The 18,479-nt window shown below is 70.5% G+C and carries 19 protein-coding genes; 6 read left to right on the top strand and 13 right to left on the bottom strand.

Features of this window, described 5'->3' with window-relative positions:
* The first annotated feature begins 145 nt into the window (after nucleotides 1-145).
* The gene (locus tag ACQPY4_RS01345) at nucleotides 146-1,189 is read left to right on the top strand and encodes a suppressor of fused domain protein (protein ID WP_433331502.1); all 1,044 of its coding nucleotides are present in this window, start codon (nucleotides 146-148) and stop codon (nucleotides 1,187-1,189) included.
* Between the two features lie 99 nt (nucleotides 1,190-1,288).
* Here the strand turns inward: ACQPY4_RS01345 and ACQPY4_RS01340 are convergent, their stop codons facing one another.
* Nucleotides 1,289-2,059, bottom strand: coding sequence for a MerR family transcriptional regulator (locus ACQPY4_RS01340; protein WP_433331500.1), 771 nt, complete (start codon nucleotides 2,057-2,059; stop codon nucleotides 1,289-1,291).
* A gap of 103 nt (nucleotides 2,060-2,162) precedes the next feature.
* Here ACQPY4_RS01340 and ACQPY4_RS01335 point away from each other — a divergent pair, with 103 nt between their 5' ends.
* Nucleotides 2,163-2,825, top strand: a complete 663-nt coding sequence (locus ACQPY4_RS01335; RefSeq protein ID WP_433331498.1) for an SCP2 sterol-binding domain-containing protein — start codon at nucleotides 2,163-2,165, stop codon at nucleotides 2,823-2,825.
* A 110-nt stretch (nucleotides 2,826-2,935) separates the two neighbouring features.
* On the opposite strand, the gene ACQPY4_RS01330 is transcribed toward ACQPY4_RS01335, so the two are convergent.
* The 3 genes from ACQPY4_RS01330 to purD form a co-directional block, all read right to left on the bottom strand.
* On the bottom strand, nucleotides 2,936-3,709 hold the full coding sequence (locus tag ACQPY4_RS01330; protein ID WP_433331496.1) for an MOSC domain-containing protein: 774 nt from the start codon (nucleotides 3,707-3,709) through the stop codon (nucleotides 2,936-2,938).
* Nucleotides 3,710-3,711: 2 nt separating this feature from the next.
* On the bottom strand, nucleotides 3,712-5,022 hold the full coding sequence (purB, locus tag ACQPY4_RS01325) for an adenylosuccinate lyase (RefSeq protein WP_433331494.1): 1,311 nt from the start codon (nucleotides 5,020-5,022) through the stop codon (nucleotides 3,712-3,714).
* Nucleotides 5,023-5,394: 372 nt separating this feature from the next.
* Nucleotides 5,395-6,633, bottom strand: coding sequence for a phosphoribosylamine--glycine ligase (gene purD, locus ACQPY4_RS01320; RefSeq protein ID WP_433331492.1), 1,239 nt, complete (start codon nucleotides 6,631-6,633; stop codon nucleotides 5,395-5,397).
* 355 nt (nucleotides 6,634-6,988) lie between these two features.
* Between purD and ACQPY4_RS01315 the strand changes: the two genes are divergently transcribed.
* A complete protein-coding gene (locus ACQPY4_RS01315) occupies nucleotides 6,989-8,089 on the top strand; it encodes a magnesium and cobalt transport protein CorA (RefSeq protein WP_433331490.1) in 1,101 nt (366 codons plus the stop codon).
* A gap of 161 nt (nucleotides 8,090-8,250) precedes the next feature.
* Here the strand turns inward: ACQPY4_RS01315 and ACQPY4_RS01310 are convergent, their stop codons facing one another.
* The 6 genes from ACQPY4_RS01310 to fbaA form a co-directional block, all read right to left on the bottom strand.
* A complete protein-coding gene (locus ACQPY4_RS01310; RefSeq protein ID WP_433331488.1) occupies nucleotides 8,251-9,147 on the bottom strand; it encodes a glycerophosphodiester phosphodiesterase family protein in 897 nt (298 codons plus the stop codon).
* 84 nt (nucleotides 9,148-9,231) lie between these two features.
* A complete protein-coding gene (locus ACQPY4_RS01305) occupies nucleotides 9,232-10,515 on the bottom strand; it encodes an adenylosuccinate synthase (RefSeq protein WP_433331486.1) in 1,284 nt (427 codons plus the stop codon).
* A 222-nt stretch (nucleotides 10,516-10,737) separates the two neighbouring features.
* Nucleotides 10,738-11,157 carry a DUF3151 domain-containing protein gene (locus tag ACQPY4_RS01300; protein WP_433331484.1) on the bottom strand — a complete coding sequence of 140 codons (420 nt, stop codon included), beginning with the start codon at nucleotides 11,155-11,157 and terminating at the stop codon, nucleotides 10,738-10,740.
* 22 nt (nucleotides 11,158-11,179) lie between these two features.
* Nucleotides 11,180-11,788, bottom strand: a complete 609-nt coding sequence (locus ACQPY4_RS01295) for an N-acetyltransferase family protein (protein ID WP_433331482.1) — start codon at nucleotides 11,786-11,788, stop codon at nucleotides 11,180-11,182.
* Between the two features lie 49 nt (nucleotides 11,789-11,837).
* On the bottom strand, nucleotides 11,838-12,287 hold the full coding sequence (locus ACQPY4_RS01290; RefSeq protein ID WP_433331480.1) for a winged helix-turn-helix transcriptional regulator: 450 nt from the start codon (nucleotides 12,285-12,287) through the stop codon (nucleotides 11,838-11,840).
* 67 nt (nucleotides 12,288-12,354) lie between these two features.
* A complete protein-coding gene (gene fbaA, locus ACQPY4_RS01285; protein ID WP_433331478.1) occupies nucleotides 12,355-13,377 on the bottom strand; it encodes a class II fructose-bisphosphate aldolase in 1,023 nt (340 codons plus the stop codon).
* A 237-nt stretch (nucleotides 13,378-13,614) separates the two neighbouring features.
* On the opposite strand from fbaA, the gene ACQPY4_RS01280 reads away from it, so the two are divergent.
* Together ACQPY4_RS01280 and ACQPY4_RS01275 are read left to right on the top strand one after the other, a co-directional pair.
* The gene (locus tag ACQPY4_RS01280; protein ID WP_433331476.1) at nucleotides 13,615-14,343 is read left to right on the top strand and encodes a DedA family protein; all 729 of its coding nucleotides are present in this window, start codon (nucleotides 13,615-13,617) and stop codon (nucleotides 14,341-14,343) included.
* A 240-nt stretch (nucleotides 14,344-14,583) separates the two neighbouring features.
* The gene (locus ACQPY4_RS01275; protein ID WP_433331474.1) at nucleotides 14,584-14,811 is read left to right on the top strand and encodes a RodZ domain-containing protein; all 228 of its coding nucleotides are present in this window, start codon (nucleotides 14,584-14,586) and stop codon (nucleotides 14,809-14,811) included.
* A 284-nt stretch (nucleotides 14,812-15,095) separates the two neighbouring features.
* Here the strand turns inward: ACQPY4_RS01275 and pyrE are convergent, their stop codons facing one another.
* A complete protein-coding gene (pyrE, locus tag ACQPY4_RS01270; protein ID WP_433331472.1) occupies nucleotides 15,096-15,632 on the bottom strand; it encodes an orotate phosphoribosyltransferase in 537 nt (178 codons plus the stop codon).
* 105 nt (nucleotides 15,633-15,737) lie between these two features.
* On the opposite strand from pyrE, the gene ACQPY4_RS01265 reads away from it, so the two are divergent.
* Complete coding sequence (locus ACQPY4_RS01265) at nucleotides 15,738-16,277, top strand: hypothetical protein (RefSeq protein ID WP_433331470.1); 540 nt, start codon at nucleotides 15,738-15,740, stop codon at nucleotides 16,275-16,277.
* 192 nt (nucleotides 16,278-16,469) lie between these two features.
* Here ACQPY4_RS01265 and ACQPY4_RS01260 read toward each other — a convergent pair whose 3' ends face one another.
* Together ACQPY4_RS01260 and ACQPY4_RS01255 are read right to left on the bottom strand one after the other, a co-directional pair.
* Nucleotides 16,470-17,060 (bottom strand): tetratricopeptide repeat protein, encoded by a 591-nt coding sequence (locus tag ACQPY4_RS01260; RefSeq protein ID WP_433331468.1) that lies wholly within the window; start codon nucleotides 17,058-17,060, stop codon nucleotides 16,470-16,472.
* A 79-nt stretch (nucleotides 17,061-17,139) separates the two neighbouring features.
* Nucleotides 17,140-18,327, bottom strand: a complete 1,188-nt coding sequence (locus ACQPY4_RS01255; RefSeq protein WP_433331466.1) for an NYN domain-containing protein — start codon at nucleotides 18,325-18,327, stop codon at nucleotides 17,140-17,142.
* Between the last annotated feature and the right edge of the window lie 152 nt (nucleotides 18,328-18,479).

Below are 18,479 nucleotides of genomic sequence, written 5' to 3'. Positions count from 1 at the left end.
TCACCGCGTCTTGTTAGAGCACCCGGAACCGCAAAAGGTTCTCACCCGCCGGGGACTTGAGTGTGGGCCGCCCGCGCCGTCCCGTCCAGCGCCACGGCCAGGAAAGGCCGACCTATCCGGATGGTTAGGTCTAGGGTTGGCGAACATGGATGAATCGCCCGGCTGGGCGGCCATCGATGCCGCGCTCGCCCGCCTCTACGGCAATGAGACCCCGATCCACTGGGGCACCGTCCACCGGTGGACCCTCGGAGGCCCCGACCCGCTGGACGGCATCAGCGCCTATCCGCGCACCGAGCCCGTCCCGCACTGGCACATGGTGTCCTACGGGATGACCGAGCTGTACTCCAAGGAATCGGACAACCCCGACGAGTCCGGCTGGGGCTTCGAGTTCACCTTCCGCGTGGCACGCGCCCCGGACGAGGACACTCCCCCCGTATGGGCGGCGAACGTCCTGCAGAACCTCGGACGCTACGTCTTCAACTCCGGCAACTGGTTCGAGCCCGGCCACCACATGAACGTCAACGGCCCCATCCGCGCCGAAGACGAGAACTGCCTCCTGCACGCTGTCGCCTTCGTCGAGGACGCCGAACTGGGCGAGATCGACACCCCGCACGGCCGCGTCCAGTTCCTCCAGGTCGTGGGCCTGACCGCGGACGAGTACGAGGCCACCCGCCAGTGGGACACCCTCGGCCTCCTCGGCGCCCTGGAGCCGAAGACCCCGCTGCACGTCACCGACATCGCACGCCGCTCGCTCCTGGACGACCCCCACGTCGCCGCCACCTTCCGCGAGGGCATCGAGCGCGACGGCTCCAGCACCGGCCTCCTGCTCATCACCACGGCCCACTGGACCCTGGAGCCCGCCGCCACCACCCTTCGCCTGGGCGCCCTCCAGACCACCGGCATCGCCCAAGCCCTCCGCGGCCGCCTCCCCTACGGCCGCGACCTCGTCCTCCGCACGGACGACACCTCGGTCACCTTCGAACCGTCCGACACCTTCTCGATCAGAGAGCACGACGGCGACTCCCTGGTCATCACCCTCCCGCCCGCCGCCCTCAACGAGCTCGTCGCCGTCCTCCGCCCCAAGGCCGGACGCCACACCATCCCCTCCGCCCCCGGCCTGGTGATCGAGATCGTCCCCACTCAAATGCGCGACCAGTACGGCCAACAAACAGGCCAAACAATCGGCTAACCCACCCCGGGGGCAGAGCACTCAACTGAGCCGCACACCGTCCACCCCCGGTGACCGAGCAGGACGCCGGCGTCGCGTGAGACAAGGTGCACGCGGGGATCAGCGTCGGCGCTGGGCGATCTTGGTGAGCTGCTCGCTGGTGCGGGCGCGGATCTGAGCTTCCATGGAGCGTGCCAGCAGGGCCTGGACGGCGACCTGGCTCAGCGGGCGCAGCCGCTGGATCAGCTCGGTCACCTCGGGGAGGTCCTGCCGGACGGCGTTGTGCGAGGTGTCGTCCAGGTTGCCGCGGTCGACGGTCAGCTGGACGAAGCGTCCGGCGATCGTGTCGCAGTCGGCGCTGACCCGTTCGGCGATCTCGAAGACCGTGGACAGCGGGATGCCCGCCGCGACCAGCTCGGCACCGACACCCAGCAGGCGGGGGCTCGGGATCTTGTAGTGGTCGCCGTCGGGCCTGATGAACCCGAGCTCCTCGGCCCGGGTGAGGATGCCGCGGACCAGGTCGGGCGGTAGCGCCGCCACCTCGTCCATCGACTTGCCGGGAAAGAACAGCTTGGCGAGCCCGACCGAGTCGACCCGGTCGGGGATCTCGTCCGACCACGGGTCGGTGAGCGCCTTCTCCAGGCCGAGGACGTCGCCGAGATCGCGGCCGTTCTCCCAGGCCGTGACGAGTTCGGCGATCGTGGCCATCGTGTGGCCCCGCTCCTGGAGCTGTCCGACCAGACGGATGCGCGCCAGATGCGAGTCGTCGTAGACGGCGATCCTGCCCTGGCGTTCCGGTGCGTGGAGCACTCCCCGTTCTTGCAGTGAACGCACGTTGCGGACGGTGGTATCCGCCGCGCGGGCCAATTCGTCGATGCGGTAGGTCGCCATGCTCGCTTTTTTCGTCGGGGCCCCTTGACGGTGGACCATGCTACCCACAGACTTTGTCCCGCCAACATTCGTCCCAAAGATTTATGGCAACGTGGAGACCCTCATGGCCGACTCCGTCCTGCACGACGTCAACGACTTCCCGACCCTCCTCGCCCGCCTCAAGGACGCCGACGTCGCGGCGCTGCTGGCAACGGCCGACCCCGCCGAGCTGGAGAAACTCGGCGAGCACATCACCACCACCGGCGAGCTGCGCGACCTGCTGGCGCTGGCGGGCAACGACCACGCGCTCGTCCTGACCTTCATCAGCAAGATCGGCTCAACAACGCTGCAGCGCCTGGCCGAGAGCATCAGCACCCCCGGTGAGCTGCGCGAACTCCTTGAACTCGCCGAGGACGACGACAAGATCATCACCGCGTTCATCGCGGAGGCCGGCGTCGACACCATGCTCGACCGCGTCTTCGGCCTCATGCCGACCCGCTTCAAGTCCGACTCGCTCGGCACCGAAAGCGCCGTCGTCGAGTGGCACATCGACACCGCCGACGGCCAGAAGATCTACAACCTGACCCTCGCCGCCGACGCGGTCGCGTCCGAGCGCGGCCCCGCCACCAAGCCGAGGATCACCCTCATCATGTCGGCGCCCAACCTCCTGCGCCTGTGCGCCGGAACCCTCGACGGCGTCACCGCCTTCATGAGCAGCAAGATCAAGCTGACCGGCGACATGATGTTCGGCGCCCGCATCCCCGGAATGTTCGACACGAGCTCCTGAGCCCCGACCCCACCCCTCGCCCAGCGTCCGCACTCACCAAGACCCGACGCCAACCGGCGGCCGTGTGCGGGGTGGGCGGTGGCGGGCGAGGGTTGGTCGTACCGGGGGGGTTAGGTGAGGACGGTTACGGGGGCGCCCTTGGTGAGGGGGCCGGGGGTTCGGGGGATGGCGTTGCGGCCGAAGCGGATGCCGCCGTCGCGGGTGCGGTAGGTGGCCAGGGTTCGGAGGGGTTCGCGGCCTCGTTCGGCGGTTTCCTGGTCGGTGGTGGTGACCAGGCAGCGGGCGCAGTCCTTGACGAGTTCGAGTTCGGTGTCGCCGATGCGCAGGCGGGTGATGCCGTCCTCGGCGTAGGGGCCCAGACCCTCGATGACGAGGTTGGGACGGAAGCGGTTCATGGGCAGGGGACGGTCCAGCCGGGTGTTGAGGTCGGCCAGGGACTCGGCGGAGATCAGCAGGAGGGGGTAGCCGTCGGCGAAGGCGAGTTCGCCGCCGCCTCGGGAGGTCGCTCTGTTCCCCGTGAAACGCACCAGGCGGCACTCGGCGTCCAGGAAGAGGGAGAGCCAGTCGGCGGCCTCGTCGCCCTGGTCGATGCCCTGGCATTGGGAGCGGTGGACGGTCACGTCCAGGACCGCCCCGTTGCCCACAGCCTTGTGGACGAGCGGGGCGGTCTCCGGGGCGCCGACGGTCAGCAACTCGCCGTCGTAGGACGGACGGAGCAGCGCCATCCGCGCGTGGTCGCGCTGGGACAGGAAGCGGCCTTCGGGCGTGACCAGCATGAATTCCCGGTCGTGGCGCAGGCCCCGTGGGGTGAGGTCGGCGGCGTCCAGGGAGGTGCCGCCGCCGCCCTTGAGCGGGTAGACGTTCAGCTCGGTCAGCGTGGCCACGGTCAGGCCAGGGCGGTGAGCCGGTCGAAGACCGGACGCAGGCGCTCGACGAAGCGCTCGGGGCGGCACACCTCGTCCAGGCGGGCCTCGTCGAGGTCGAGTCCGGCCTCGGCGGCGTGGCGGCGCAGCGTCTCGCGGAAGGGCACCTTGGTCTGCCAGGTCTCCATGGCGGCCTTCTGGACGAGCGGATAGGCCTCGTCGTCGCGCGACATGCCCATCTCGACCAGTTCCAGCAGGACGGTCGAGGTGTAGATCAGCCCGCCGGTCGACTCCAGGTTGACGGTCATCTGCTCGGCGTCCACGACCAGGCCGGACATGAGCCGGTTGGTCAGGTGGAGCATGTAGTCGAGCCCGATCGCGGCGTCGGGCAGCGTGATCCGCTCGGTGGAGGAGTGGGAGATGTCGCGCTCGTGCCAGAGCGGTATGCCCTCCATCACCGGGACGACCTGGGCCCGGACGACGCGCGCCATCCCGGCCAGGCGCTCGGAGATGATCGGGTTCTTCTTGTGCGGCATGGCCGAGGAGCCCTTCTGGCCCTTGCCGAAGGGCTCCCAGAGCTCGCGGACCTCGGTGCGCTGGCCGTGCCTGACCTCCAGCGCGATGGCCTCGCAGACCGTCGCCATGATCGCCAGGGCGGACACCCACTCGCTGATGCCGTCGCGCAGGACGACCTGGGTGGACACGGGGGCGCTGCTCAGGCCGAGCTTGCGCGCGACGTGCCGCTCGATCTCGGGGTCGATGTTGGAGTACGTCCCGACGGCACCGGAGATCGCCATGACGCCCACGGCACTCCGCGCGCGCTTGAGCCGGTCACGGGACCGTGCCATCGCGTAGGCGAAGTCGGCGACGCGGTGGCCCCACACGTCCGGCTCGGCGTGGATGCCGTGGGTGCGGCCGACGCGCAGCGTGGCGCGGTGTTCGAGCGCGTGCTCGCGCAGGGTGACGACCAGGGCGTCGGCCTTGTCCAGCAGGATGTCGGTCGCCTCGACCAGCTGCAGCGCGAGCGCGGTGTCGAGCAGGTCGGACGAGGTCATCCCGAAGTGCACGTACCGGGCGGCCTCGCGGGGCTCGGTGTTGTCGGCCCATGCCGACAGGAAGGCGATCACGTCGTGCTGGGTGACGGCCTCGATCTCGTGCACCGCCTCCGGCGTCGGGGGCGGGGCCTTGCGGACCGGCTCCACGACCTCGACCGGGATGGTCCCGGCCGCCGCGTGGGCCTCGACCACGAGGGTCTCCACCTGGCACCACAGCTCGTACTTGTGCGCGTCACTCCAGACGCGTCCCATCTCCGGCAACGTATAGCGCTCGATCACACCCGACATCCTCCCAGGTCGCCGACACGGGTCGGTCCGCCGGGCGGAGATCAGTCGCGCCGGCGTCCGGACGCCGGTTCGACGAAGGTCACCCGGGCCGCCCGAGCGACCCGTCGACGGCGGCCTCGGGCCTCGCCCGTCGCCGGGTCAGGTGGTGGCTGGGCGGCGGGAGTGCTCCAGCAGGACGACCACCACGACGACGAGCGCGGCCATCTGGGCCGCCGCCATCCACAAGCCGATGGGATCGTGGCCAGGGCCGCCACGGCGGCGGCCAGGCGAATCGGGGCCGTGCCCACCCGAAGGACGCGGCGGAACAGGACGTCGCCCGCGAAGAAGAGGGCGAGGCCGCCACCGCGATCGGATGCGGGGAGGTCAGGGCAGGAGGGCGATGTCCGAGCGGTGGTGGGAACCGCGTAGGCCGATCTTTCCGACGGCCTCGTAGGCGGCGGCGCGGGCGGCGGTGATGTCGGCGCCGGAGCCGATCACGTTCAGGACGCGGCCGCCGGCGGCGACCAGGCGGCCCTGGTCGTCCAGGGCGGTGCCGGCGTGCAGGACGTAGGCGTCCGGAACCTGCGCGGCCTCGTCGAGACCGGTGATGACGTCGCCCTTCACCGGCGCGGCCGGGTAGTTCTCGGCGGCGACGACCACGTTGACCGCGGCGCCCGGCGACCACGAGAGCCGCAGGTCATCGGGCAGCCCGCCCAGGGCGCACGCCTGGAGCAGCCCGGCCAGGGGTGTGGCGAGCCGGTCGAGCACGACCTGGATCTCCGGGTCGCCGAACCGCGCGTTGAACTCGATCACCCGGACCCCCTTGGCCGTCAGCGCCAGGCCCGCGTACAGGACGCCGACGAACGGCGTCGACCGCCGCCGCAGCTCGTCGATCACGGGCCGCACGACCGTGGCCATGACCTCCGGAACCAGCTCGTCGGGGGCCCACGGCAGCGGCGTGTAGGCGCCCATGCCGCCGGTGTTGGGGCCCTCGCCGCCGTCGTAGGCGCGCTTGTAGTCCTGGGACGGCAGCATCGGCACGGCGTGCCGGCCGTCGCTGAGCGCGAACAGCGAGACCTCGGGGCCGTCGAGGTACTCCTCGATGACGACGCGTCCGCACTCCCCGGCGTGGCGCGCGGCGGCCTCGCGGTCGTCGGTCACCACCACGCCCTTGCCCGCGGCCAGACCGTCGTCCTTGACGACGTAGGGCGCGCCGAACAGGTCGAGCGCCCGGTCGACCTCGCCGGACGACTCGCACACCCGGGAGTCGCCCGTCGGGACGCCCGCCGCGGCCATGATCTCCTTGGCGAACGCCTTGGATCCCTCGATCCGCGCGGCCGCGCGGTCGGGGCCGAAGCACGCGATGCCCGCCGCGCGCACGGCGTCGCCGGTGCCCGCCACGAGCGCCGCCTCGGGCCCGACGACCACCAGGTCGACGGCCAGCCGCTCGGCCAGCTCGACCACCGCCGTCGGGTCGGTCGGCGCCAGGGCGTGGTTGGCGGCGATCCCGGCCGTCCCCGGGTTGCCCGGGGCGCAATGGAGCGCGGTGACGGCAGGGTCGCGGTGCAGGGCGCGGGCGAGCGCATGCTCGCGGCCACCCGATCCAAGGACGAGTACTCGCACGTCGAGCGACCTTACCGGCCCTGTATCCGCCAGGTGGCCAACGGCCCGGACGCGTCCGCTGTGGGCGGGGCCACAGCGGGGCGCGTGAACCCCGTGAAGAGGCGCCGCGTCTTAAATGTCGGCTGGTAAGCTGCGAAAGCTTGACGGCCTGATGCCTAGGAGTGAAAGGAGGTGGTCGGGATGAGTCCTGGTGATCCTTGCAGTACGCCGGAGACCCCTCACAGTCCGAACGGGACTGTCCATCCGTCCGCCTCTGTACGGCGTCCGGCCAGAGCTCTCGCGCGCTCCCTTCGCTGATCGGCCTGGGTAGAGCGCGCGATGCGCGTGTGTTTGGCCGGCGGGTTAGGAGCACCTCATGGCCATGACACGAGTCCGCCCCGGCCGCGCGACCATGTCCCTGTTCAAGCCGCGCAACCGGCCGCACTCCGCCACGACCCCGGCGGGCGACCGCGACTCCGCCGTGATCGACTGGGCCGCCTACATCGAAGGCCATCGCGCGTCCACCGCCACCGTGGCCGACGCCGTCCGGCTGATCCGCGACGGGCGGCTCACCACCGAGGGCGACAGCGCCGGGTTCGTCTGGGTGGGGCTGCACGAACCGTCCGCCACCGAGCTGGCCGAGCTGGCCGAGGTGTTCGGCCTGCACCCGCTCGCGGTCGAGGACGCCATCAACGCCCACCAGCGGCCCAAGCTCGAACGCTATGACGACGTCCACTTCCTGGTGATGAAGACCGTCGGCTGGGTGCCCGCCGGGCCCGGCGGCGCCGAGGTCGTCGAGACCGGCGAGATCATGATCTTCTGCGGGCCCGACTTCGTCGTGACGGTCCGGCACGGCGCCCACGGCGAGCTCGGCCCGGTGCGCGCCCAGCTGGAGAAGGACCCCGGACGCCTCTCGCGCGGCCCGGCCGCCGTGGTCCACGCGATCGCCGACCGCGTCGTGGACGGCTACGTCTGCGTGGCCGACGCCGTCCAGGAGGACATCGACGAGGTCGAGGAGGCGGTGTTCTCCCCCGAGCGCACCGACGAGGCCCGGCGCATCTACCGGCTCAAGCGCGAGGTCATCCAGCTCAAGCGGGCAGTCGGGCCGATGGCGGGCCCGCTGCGCAACCTGTCCAACCGGCGGTTCGTCCCCAACGAGATCAAGGAGTACCTGCGCGACGTCGAAGACCACCTCACCCGCGTCCGCGAGCAGGTGGAGTCCTACGACGAGCTGCTCAACCCGATCCTGCACGCGCACATGACCCAGGTCACCGTCGCCGACAACCGCGACATGCGCAAGATCTCCGCCTGGGGCGCGATCTTCATGGTGCCGACGGCCATCGCCGGGATCTACGGGATGAACTTCGACTACATGCCCGAGCTCAAATGGCGGTTCGGCTACCCGATGGTCCTCTCGCTCATCGGCCTGGCCTGCTTCTCGCTGTACCGAGGCTTCCGCCGCAACGGCTGGCTGTAATTCCAGAAATCTCGGCCCACCTGCGCTCGCCTGGCGGCTCGCTCCGGTGACCGTGATTTTGCGATTGCTGCATCGCTTCGCGATCTCGCCGGGAAGCTTCGCCTTCGGCTCGCTTCCCGCTGATTAACGCAATTGCGCGCGTGGCCAGGGCTGTTGCGGGGTTAGCTTCCGGCTGCGACGCGGGTTTTGCGGGAGGCCGCGTGGGTGTGGGGGAAGCGGTCGGGGTAGTCGGTGACGATGGCGTCCACGCCGTACTCGATGAACTCGCGCATCTCGGACGGGTCGTTCACCGTCCACACCACGACCGGGAGGCCGCTCGCGTGGGCGCGTTCGACCAGGAACGGGTCTGTCAGGGAGTGGTGGGGTGACAGCGCGGTCGCGCCGATCGCGCACGCGGCGGCGACCGGGTCGTCCGGGGGCAGGCCCGCCAGCCAGGTCGTTCCGGGGACGAGCGTCTTGCGCTCGATGAGGGCCACGCGTCCCAGGCCGGGGGCCAGGCGGCGGGCCGTCGAGAGCACCCGCCAGTCGAAGGCGAGCACGCGGCTGCGCGCGGTCAGGCCGCAGGCCGCCACCACCTCCGCGACGGCCTCGACGAACCGGACGATGTCGGCCTGGGGCCAGCTCGGGTCGGTCTTCAGCTCCACCGCGAGCCGGACGGACGGGTCGGCCGCCAGCAGCGCCCCGGCCTCGGCGAGCGTCGGGAGGGGCGTCCCGGGCATCGGGCGCTGCGTCAGCAGGAACGGGTCGTCCAGCGCGCACCGCCGGACGCCGATGTCCACGGTCCTGACCTGCTCCAGCGTCAGCGCGCGCAGCGGCTGGCCGACATAGGGGAACAAGGGGTCGCCCGGCCGCGCGGGACGGGTGTCGCCCGCGTTGACCGGCGAGAGCTCCTGGTCATGGTTCAAGACGACGACGCCGTCGGACGTGAGCCCGACGTCGAGCTCGATCGCGTCGACGCCGAGCGTCAGGGCGTGCGCGAACCCGGGAAGAGAGTTCTCCGGTCTGAGCCCTCGCGCACCACGATGACCGTGCAGCTCCACGGCCCCGGTGAGAGTCACGGTCGGCACGCTACAAGCCGACGGCCAACAAACCGTGACGACCCGGCGAGATCATCTTTAACGACGGGTCAGGAAAGTGCCAGGTCAGACCAGAGAGCGCAGCGCGAGGGTCTGGTCGCGGCCGGGCCCGACGCCGATGGCCGAGATCCGCGCGCCCGACATCTCCTCCAGGGCCCGGACGTACGCCTGCGCGTTCTTGGGCAGGTCGTCGAACGACTTGGCGGCGGTGATGTCCTCCTGCCAGCCGTCCAGGTATTCCAGGACCGGCTTGGCGTGGTGGAACTCGGTCTGGGACGGGGGCATCTCGTCGTGGCGGACGCCGTCGACCTCGTAGGCCACGCATACGGGGACCCGGTCAAGCCCGGACAGCACGTCGAGCTTGGTGAGGAAGTAGTCGGTGATGCCGTTGACGCGGGTCGCGTAGCGGGCGATCACGGCGTCGAACCAGCCGCAGCGGCGGTCGCGGCCCGTGGTCACGCCGTACTCGCCGCCGGTCGTGCGCAGGAACTCGCCCCACTCGTCCAGCAGCTCGGTGGGGAACGGTCCAGACCCGACACGGGTGGTGTAGGCCTTCAGAATTCCGATCACGCTGGTGATCTTCGTGGGGCCGAGGCCCGAGCCCGCGCAGGCGCCGCCCGCCGTCGGGCTGGACGAGGTCACGAACGGGTAGGTGCCGTGGTCGATGTCGAGCAGCGTGCCCTGGGCGCCCTCCAGCAGGACGACCTTGTCCTCGTCCAGCGCCTTGTTGAGCACCAGCGCGGTGTCGGCGACGTATGGCCGCAGGCGCTCGCCGTACTCGACGTACTCCTGCACGATCGGGCCGGTCTCGATGCGGCGCCGGTTGTAGACCTTGGTGAGGACCTGGTTCTTCTCGCGCAGCGCCAGATCGATCTTCTGGGTCAGGATGTTGGGGTCGAACAGGTCCTGGATCCGCACGCCCATCCGGTTGATCTTGTCGGCGTAGGCGGGGCCGATGCCGCGTCCGGTGGTGCCGATCCTGGCCTTGCCGAGGTACCGCTCGGTGACCTTGTCGAGGGCCCGGTGGTGAGGCATGATCAAATGCGCGTTCGCCGAGATCAGCAGCCGCTCGCAGGTGATGCCGCGCTCCTTGAGCCCGTCGATCTCCGCCAGCATCACGGCCGGGTCGATGACCACGCCGTTGCCGATCACCGGGACCACGTCGGGGGACAGGACGCCGGAGGGGAGCAGGTGCAGGGCGTACTTCTGGTCTCCGACGACCACCGTGTGACCGGCGTTGTTGCCGCCCTGGAAGCGGACGACGTAGTCGACGTCCCCTCCGAGCAGGTCGGTGGCCTTGCCCTTGCCCTCGTCTCCCCATTGGGCTCCGACAAGAACGATCGCCGGCATGCCACTCTTCCTTCCCACGACGAAGGCCCCTGATCGCAAGCGCGAAGGGGCCTCTTGCGATCAAATCGTACCCATAGCCGGACAGTGAGGAAACCGGCCTTCACCTGTGACGGCCCCGGGGCCGCGAGGCGACGGGCCGATGAGAACTCCTGAGACGGACGAGGACGGACGGGAAACGCCCCACACGGCAGGGCGTTCCCCGGAGGGCGCGCAGGCCGTCTCTCAGACCTTGAGCGCCTCCGCGGCCGTCTCGCTGCTGTCGCGCAGGAACGTCCTGCAGCGTTCGGCCTCGGCGTCCTCCCCGATGGCCGCCGCGGCGCGTCCCAGCGCGAAAAGGGCGCGCAGGAAGCCGCGGTTGGCCTCGTGCTCCCACGGGACCGGCCCCTGCCCCTTCCATCCGGACCGGCGCAGCGCGTCCAGCCCCCGGTGGTACCCGGTGCGGGCGTAGGCGTAGGACTCGATGACGCTGCCGGCGGCGAAGGCCCGGTCGGCCAGCTCGGCCCACGCGGCGGGGTACTCGGGGTGGCGGGCGGCCACCTCGACCGGATCGACGCCGGCGTCCAGCGCCTCGCGGGCCGCGACGTTCTCCGGGAGTTCGGTCGGGGGTGGCCCGCCGAGCAGGTTCTGGGTCATGCCGGTCATCGTAAGCAGGACGGACGGGTGCTTAACAACCCGGGTTCGCTCCCTCACCCGGTCTCGCTCGGGCCAGCCGCCGCACGGCCAGCGCGGCGGGCTCGACCGGGGCCCTGGCCGGGAACGGGATCGGGAGGGGGAGGCTGTAGCGGGCGGCCCCGTCCTCGCTGCGGGCGCGGACGGCGGGCCATCCGCTGCCGAGGGCGAGCATGGCCTCCCGGTTGCCCAGGATGACCTCGGCGTCGAACTCCCTGATTCCCCTGCGCTCGGCAAGCTCGGCCAGGTTCACCACCATGCGGCGGGCCAGCCCCCGGCGCTGCCACGGGTCGGTGACCAGGACGGCCAGCTCGGCCCGCCGCGGCTCCGCGCGGTCGCGCACGTACTCGGCGACGCCGATGATCTCGCCGTCCAGCAGGGCGACCAGGGCCTCGTGGTTCCAGTGGTCGATCGCGTTCAGCGCGGTCAGGTACGCCTCGGGGAGGCTCGGGGTTCCCGAGAAGAACCGGGAGTACAGGCTGTGCCGGGACAGGTCGCGCGACATCCGCCGCAGGCGTTCGCCGTCCAGGACCCCGTAGGGACGGACGCGGATGTCGTCGAGCCCGGCAACGTGGACGCCGTCGGCCACATTGGGTTGCTTCATGCAACCTATTGGACAGCACCGAGTTGCTTCAAACAACCCCTATTTTCGCTCAGGAACCCGGGCCCGGCCGGGGCTCGACCTCGTGCGGATCGAGCGACGCCCCGCAGGCGCCGCAGGTCAGACGCTCGGTGAGGATGCCCTCGCACCCCCGGTGACCGATGATCACGGGCGGGCCGCCGGGAGCGTAATGACGGTCACCCCACATCAGCAGGATCATCATCGCGGGCCACAGCTCCACGCCCTTGCGCGTCAGCTTGTACTCGTACCGCGCCGGGCGGTCCTGGTAGCGCACGCGGCGCATGATGCCTTCCTCGCACAGGCGGTTCAGGCGGTCGGCCAGGACGTTGCGGGCCACTCCCAGGGCGTCCTGGAAGTCGTCGAACCTGCGCAGCCCCTCGAAGGAGCTGCGGATGACCAGCATCGTCCAGCGGTCGCCCACGACCTCCAGGGAGCGGGCGATCGAGCAGTTCTGTGTTTCGTACGTCCGGGGCAACGCCACACCCCGAGGGTAACCGCGTTTCGTCAGGCAACCAGCCCCCGGCGCCGGAACGCCGGGGGCCGCGGGACTACTTGATCTTCTTGCCAGCCGACTGGAGGCTCTCGCACGCCTCCACGATCCGCGCCGCCATGGCGCCCTCGGCCGCCTTGCCGTACGAACGGGGGTCGTACTTCTTCTTGTTGCCGACCTCGCCGTCGATCTTCAGCACGCCGTCGTAGTTGGCGAACATGTGCGCCGCGATCGGACGCGTGAACGCGTACTGGGTGTCGGTGTCGATGTTCATCTTGATCACGCCGTAGGAGACCGCCTCGCGGATCTCCTCGAGCGTCGAGCCCGAACCGCCGTGGAACACCAGGTCGAACGGCTTGTCCTTGCCGTACTTCGCCGCGACGGCGTCCTGGATCTCCTTGAGCACTTCGGGACGCAGCTTGACCGCGCCCGGCTTGTAGACGCCGTGCACGTTCCCGAACGTCGCCGCCAGGATGTAGCGGCCCTTCTCGCCGACGCCCACGGCCTCGGCCGTGGCCAGCGCGTCGCCGGTCGTGGTGTAGAGCTTCTCGTTGATCTCGTTGGCGACGCCGTCCTCCTCGCCGCCCACGACGCCGATCTCCATCTCCATGATGATCCGGGCCTTGGCGCACTCCTCCAGGAGCTCGGCCGCGATCTGGAGGTTCTCCTCCAGCGGGACCGCGGAGCCGTCCCACATGTGCGACTGGAACAGCGGCTCCTGCCCCTTGGCCACCCGCTCCTGGGAGAGCTTGACGAGCGGACGCATGAAGCCGTCCAGCTTGTCCTTGGGACAGTGGTCGGTGTGCAGCGCGATGTTCACGGGGTAGCGCTCGGCCACGACGCGCGCGTATTCGGCGAGGGCGGCCGAGCCCACCACCATGTCCTTGACGGCCTGGCCCGACAGGTACTCGGCGCCGCCCGTGGAGACCTGGATGATCCCGTCGCTCTCGGCCTCGGCGAATCCCGCCAGCGCCGCGTTCAGCGTCTGGCTGGAGGTCACGTTGATGGCGGGGTAGGCGAAACCGTCCCGCTTGGCACGGTCGAGCATCTCCGCGTAGACCTCAGGGGTCGCGATGGGCATTGTGTCAGCGTCCTTTCTCACGCAGTGGTGCCGCCGGGCGTCCGGCCGGGCGGTGCGCCCTGGCTGACCAGCGGACGTGGTCGCCGGGCATGGCATGCCGTCCACGGCCAGTATCCCGAATTCTGGGCCGCGGACCAGGGGCCGGGGGGCCGGGCACGGCCGGATCGCCCGCCGCCAGGGGCCTCGAAGGATCGGCTTCGCTCCGTCCCGGCGCGTCAGGACGGGTACGCTCGCAATGTGGATCTCACGCTCATTACCCTGAACATCACCGAGTGGCTGCACCCTACGGCGTGGCTGCAACTCTTCGGCACCTTCGCGACGATCGGCGTGATCGCGATCATCTTCGCGGAGACGGGACTGCTCTTCGGCTGCATCCTGCCGGGTGACTCTCTGCTGTTCACCGCGGGGATCCTCACCGCGGTCAACGAGGTCAACGGCCAGGAGTTCCAGTCGTTGAACCTGCCGACGCTGCTGATCGGCGGCCCGATCGCCGCGATCCTCGGAGCCCAGCTCGGCCACTGGCTCGGCGCCAAGTACGGCCGCAAGCTCTTCGAGCGCCCCGACTCCAAGATCTTCCGCAAGGAGTGGGTCGAGAAGGCCGAGTACTACTTCAACCGGTTCGGCCCGGCCCGCGCCGTCGTCCTGGCCCGCTTCATCCCCATCGTCCGGACGTTCCTCAACCCGCTGGCCGGGATGCTGGGCATGGACACCCGCAAGTTCTTCGTCTGGAACGTCATCGGCGCGATCGTCTGGACGGACTCGCTGTTCCTGCTGGGCCACTTCCTCGGCGCCAAGGTCCCCAACATCGAGGCCTACATCCTGCCCGGAGTGGCCATCATCCTGGTCCTCTCGGTCATCCCGATCGTCCGCGAGGTGCTGAAGGGACGAGGCGAATCAGGCAACGGTCCGAATAAGAATGGCTCTGAAGAGTCACGTCCGTCGCTCAGCGGTGACAGTTATCGCTAACCTCCCCATGTGGGACGTCATCGGTCGGACCCTAGGGGTCTCGCGCGCATTCTGATCGCGGCCATTGCCGTGGTGCTCGCCTTAGCTCTTCTTGTAGTCGGCGGCGTCTCGCTGTTCAACGCCATCACCGGGGACGAGGCGGATCCCGATCCGTCCGGAACCGCGGGCTCCCCCAGCCCAACGGCGAAATCGAGCGGCCCGGCCACCAATACGCGGAGCGCGACACCGATCACCCCCCTGGTGATCAGGGTGACGGGCGCCGCGACCAACGTCATCGTCCGCGTCACCGGCACGGGAGAGGTGCTCCAGTCGGGCGTCCTCAACCAGGGCGAGGCCCGGATGTACGACCAGCCCCCCATGGACGTGGTGGCCACCAACGGCGGTGCCGTCGACGTCTTCATCTACGGCAAGCTCCAGCCCCGGGCCGCCCAGGGCGCCCGAGGCGCCTGGCATGTCCCCCAACGCTGACCCGAGTAACCGCGCCAGTCCCCACTGGCGCGGTTACCTTCATGATCCACTGATTTTCTCGTTTCAAGCCTCTGAACTGGGCACTCACGATGAATTTTCATCGCGCCCCTCAGATCGGAAGCCCTAAACAATCCGCAAGACCGTTTCGCCGACGTGAAGACGGCTGAAAACAGCGCCGGGAAATCCCGGGACCCGAGCAAGTTCACGCTTCAAGCCCCGGCCCGCCTCAGCGGCCGCGCACAAGCCCCCAGACGCCCCGCACCCGGCGCCGAGCCGCCCCGGGCCTAGTCGACGTCGAGGTCGTCCACGGTGAAGGGATGGCGGTACTCCAGGCCCTCGGCGGCGATGCGCTCGGCGGCGCCGCGCTCCACGATCGTCGCCACGGCGACGACCTCGGCGCCCGCCGCCCGCAGGGCCTCGACGGCCGTCAGGACGGAACCGCCCGTGGTCGAGGTGTCCTCGACGGCCAGGACGCGGCGGCCCGCGACGTCCGGCCCCTCGATGCGCCGCTGCAACCCGTGCGCCTTGTCGGCCTTGCGGACGACGAACGCGTCCAGCCTGCGGCCGCGCGCCGCCGCAGCATGGAGCATGGCCGTCGCCACCGGGTCGGCGCCGAGCGTCAGCCCCCCGACGGCCTCGTAGTCGAGGTCGGCCGTGGCGTCGAGCATCACCCGTCCGACCAGGGGCGCGACGGCGCCGTCCAGCGTCACCCGGCGCAGGTCGACGTACCAGGACGCGCGGCGCCCCGACGACAGCACGAAGTCGCCGCGCACGACGGCCCGGTCATTGATCTCTTTAAGCAGGTCATCGCGTTCGGTCACGGGAGAACCCTATTCGCCCCTACTCCGGGTCGCCGCTTCGCCACGGTTCACCCGTCCTCGCCGTGTACGGTTTGGGCATTCGCAACGGGGCTGAAAGGGGCAGCCGTGACACCCGGAACCATCGTCCTGCTGCACGCCCCCTTCGATTCGGCGGGCGCGTGGGGCGACCTCCCCGAGATGCTGCGCTCCTACGGCCTGGACGTCGTCGCGCCCAGCGTCCCCGGCGACGGCATGCGATACGTGGCCCGCGCCTCGCTCATCATCGCCGCCACCGCGCCCGCGCTGCCCCTGGTGCTGGTCGCCTACGGAAACGCGGGCCCCCTCCTGCCCGCGATGTCGGTCGCCCAGCAGGCGGCCCATCGCCGCGTCGGCGGCTATGTCTTCGTGGACGCCGAACTCCCGCGTCCCCAGCGCCAGCACGACCATGACCACGACCACGAACCCATCTCCGTGCCCCCCGAGTGGCCCGAAGCCCCCTGCGGCTACCTGCGGACCCACATCGACCACACCGAGACCCCCAACGCGGCCGCCGCGGCACGCGAGCGCGCCATCCGCGAGGCCCGCCTCAGGGGCTGGCCGGTCATCGAACACGAGCCGCCCACCGCCGTGGCCCAGTCCTTGAGCGAACTGGTAGCCACCCTGTAACCCCCACCCACCACCGCGCCCCGAATACGGCCACCAGCACGCAACGGGCGAAGCGCACCCCAAGGGCCCGCCGGGCAGCGAGCGTCGGGCCGCCCTGGACATGGCCGCCAGGGCCCATTCCGTGAAGGGCGCCGAGGGGTCGGCCGGGCAGCGAGCACAGGGCGAGTGGCGAGGCTGGTGTGCGTGGGTGGGTCAGGCGTCGTTCTTGAGCAGGTCGTCCAGGAGGGCGTCGTAGCTGTCTTCGGGACGGGCCAGGTCGATGCGGGCTCGGTAGCGGAGACGGAGGAGGGCCTCGAGGCTGTCTTCGGCGAGGGCCGAGTCTTCGGGGGAGGTGTCGGGGCGGTCGCGGAGGGCCAGGATCACGTCGGCGCCGTTGGTGGCCCATTCGTGGGCTCCGGCGGCGTCGCCCTGCGCGTAGAGGACCTCGGCCACGGCGCGGTACACCTCGGGGTCGCGCGGCTGGTCGGCGCGGATCTGCTCCACGAGCTTGCGGGCCTCGTCGGGCCGGTCGAGCTCGAAGAGCGCGTCGGCCAGGTACGCGCGGGGATCGCCGTAGGTCTCGCCGCCGTCCTCGATGGCGGCGCGGTAGAGCTCGGCGGCCCTGGCGTGGTCGTCGGCGTGCTGCCACTGCTCACCGGCGCGCAGCAGGACGTTGGCCCGTGACACCCCGCCGGACACCGTGTCGGCCAGCTCGACCAGCCGCCGGGCCGCCGTGATGTGATCGCCCGTGCGCAGGGTGTCGAACTCCAGATCGTCGAGATCGTCTTCCGTCACATGCGTCACGCTTCAACGCTACCCGGCCCTCGGCGGCCGAAGCGGGCGAATCGAGGATGATCGCGAATTACCTGGCCGAAGATCGGTTTTACCTGCGAGAACGTTCGAGGGCGTCCCAGAAGCCGCGGCGCAGCGCGTGCCGGACCTCGTCGTGCAGCAGGAAGTCGATCGGCAGGGACGAGCCCTGGAGCAGCCGCGCCTCCAGATCGGACGGCATCCGCGGCTTGCGGGCCAGGACGGCCTCGAGCCAGAGCGCCGGGGCGTCGCGGGCGACGGACTCGCCGAAGTCCTGGCCCTCCTGGTGCGCCGCCTTGACGGCGTCCGAGAGCGTCGGCGTGTTCTGCCGGACGGGGACGGGCGCGATCTGCTGCGGGCCGGTGTAGGGGCCGTGCGGCTGCTGCGAGGGCGGCGACGGGGGCGACGGCGGCGGGATGTTGTACTGCGGGCTGCTGGGCGGCGGGGACGACTGTGTCGTCGTCGGCGTGGGCGCGGCGTGCAGCGGGGTGTTCCCGGTGTTGCTGCCCGTGCTCGCCCCCAGCGAGCCCGCGCCCAGGCTGAGGCCCGAGGTGGACGACGAGCTCGTGGACGGCGCGGGCTGGCCCGTCAGGGGCGTCGAGGGCGGCGGGCCGCTGTGCGTGCTGGAGTGCAGCGGCCCGATGGAGCCGGTGGTGGACGAGCCGTGCCCGTTGGACAGGGGCCCGGCGGTCAGGGCGGAGGTGCCGTTGGAGCCGCTCTCGATGCCGGCCAGCAGGTTCACGTACGGACGCAGGTGGCCGGAGCCGATCTCGATCAGGTCGTCGCACTCCTGGCGCAGCACGCGGGAGATCGTCCAGTTGCCGTCGACGGCCACGTGCACGACGGTGACGCGGACGCCGAGGTCCTGGGCGTCGGCGACGACCTGGGCGAGGTCCTCGTCGCCGCTGACGACGACCGCGTCGGCCAGCGCGCCGTTGCGGGCGAGGGTCATCAGGTCGCGGTGGATCTCGGTGTCGACGCCCTCGCGGCGGCCGGGACGGATGCGTCCGAGCCGGAGCTTGAGGCCGGGCAGGTCGGCCAGGGCCTCGTGCTCGGGCGCGCGGCGTCCCTCGACGGTGGCCTCGTACCAGTAGCAGCGCAGCAGCGGCATGCCGGTGCGTTCACGGGCCAGGTTGCTCAGCAGTTGCAGCAGGCCGCCGAAGTCCCACGAGACGGTCTCGCGATGGCGCGTGCCGTGCACCGCCATGGCGCCGTCGGCCAGTAGATAGCCGGCGTCTACGAACAGCGCGCAGCGATCCATGCGACACCGCCTTTCCTCAGCACGGGACTTCTCCGGGCGCCCACTCCACGGGTGAGGGGGACCATCTCTGGCGGCCTGCCCTTCCTGCTCTCGGGGACGTGGGCCGTCGAAAGACTCCGGGCCCCTATAGCGTAGTGAAGCCCGTAAGCCTC

The organism is Spirillospora sp. CA-294931, assembly GCF_050946795.1.
Classification (GTDB): domain Bacteria; phylum Actinomycetota; class Actinomycetes; order Streptosporangiales; family Streptosporangiaceae; genus Spirillospora.
This window is presented reverse-complemented; position numbering and strand designations above follow the sequence as displayed.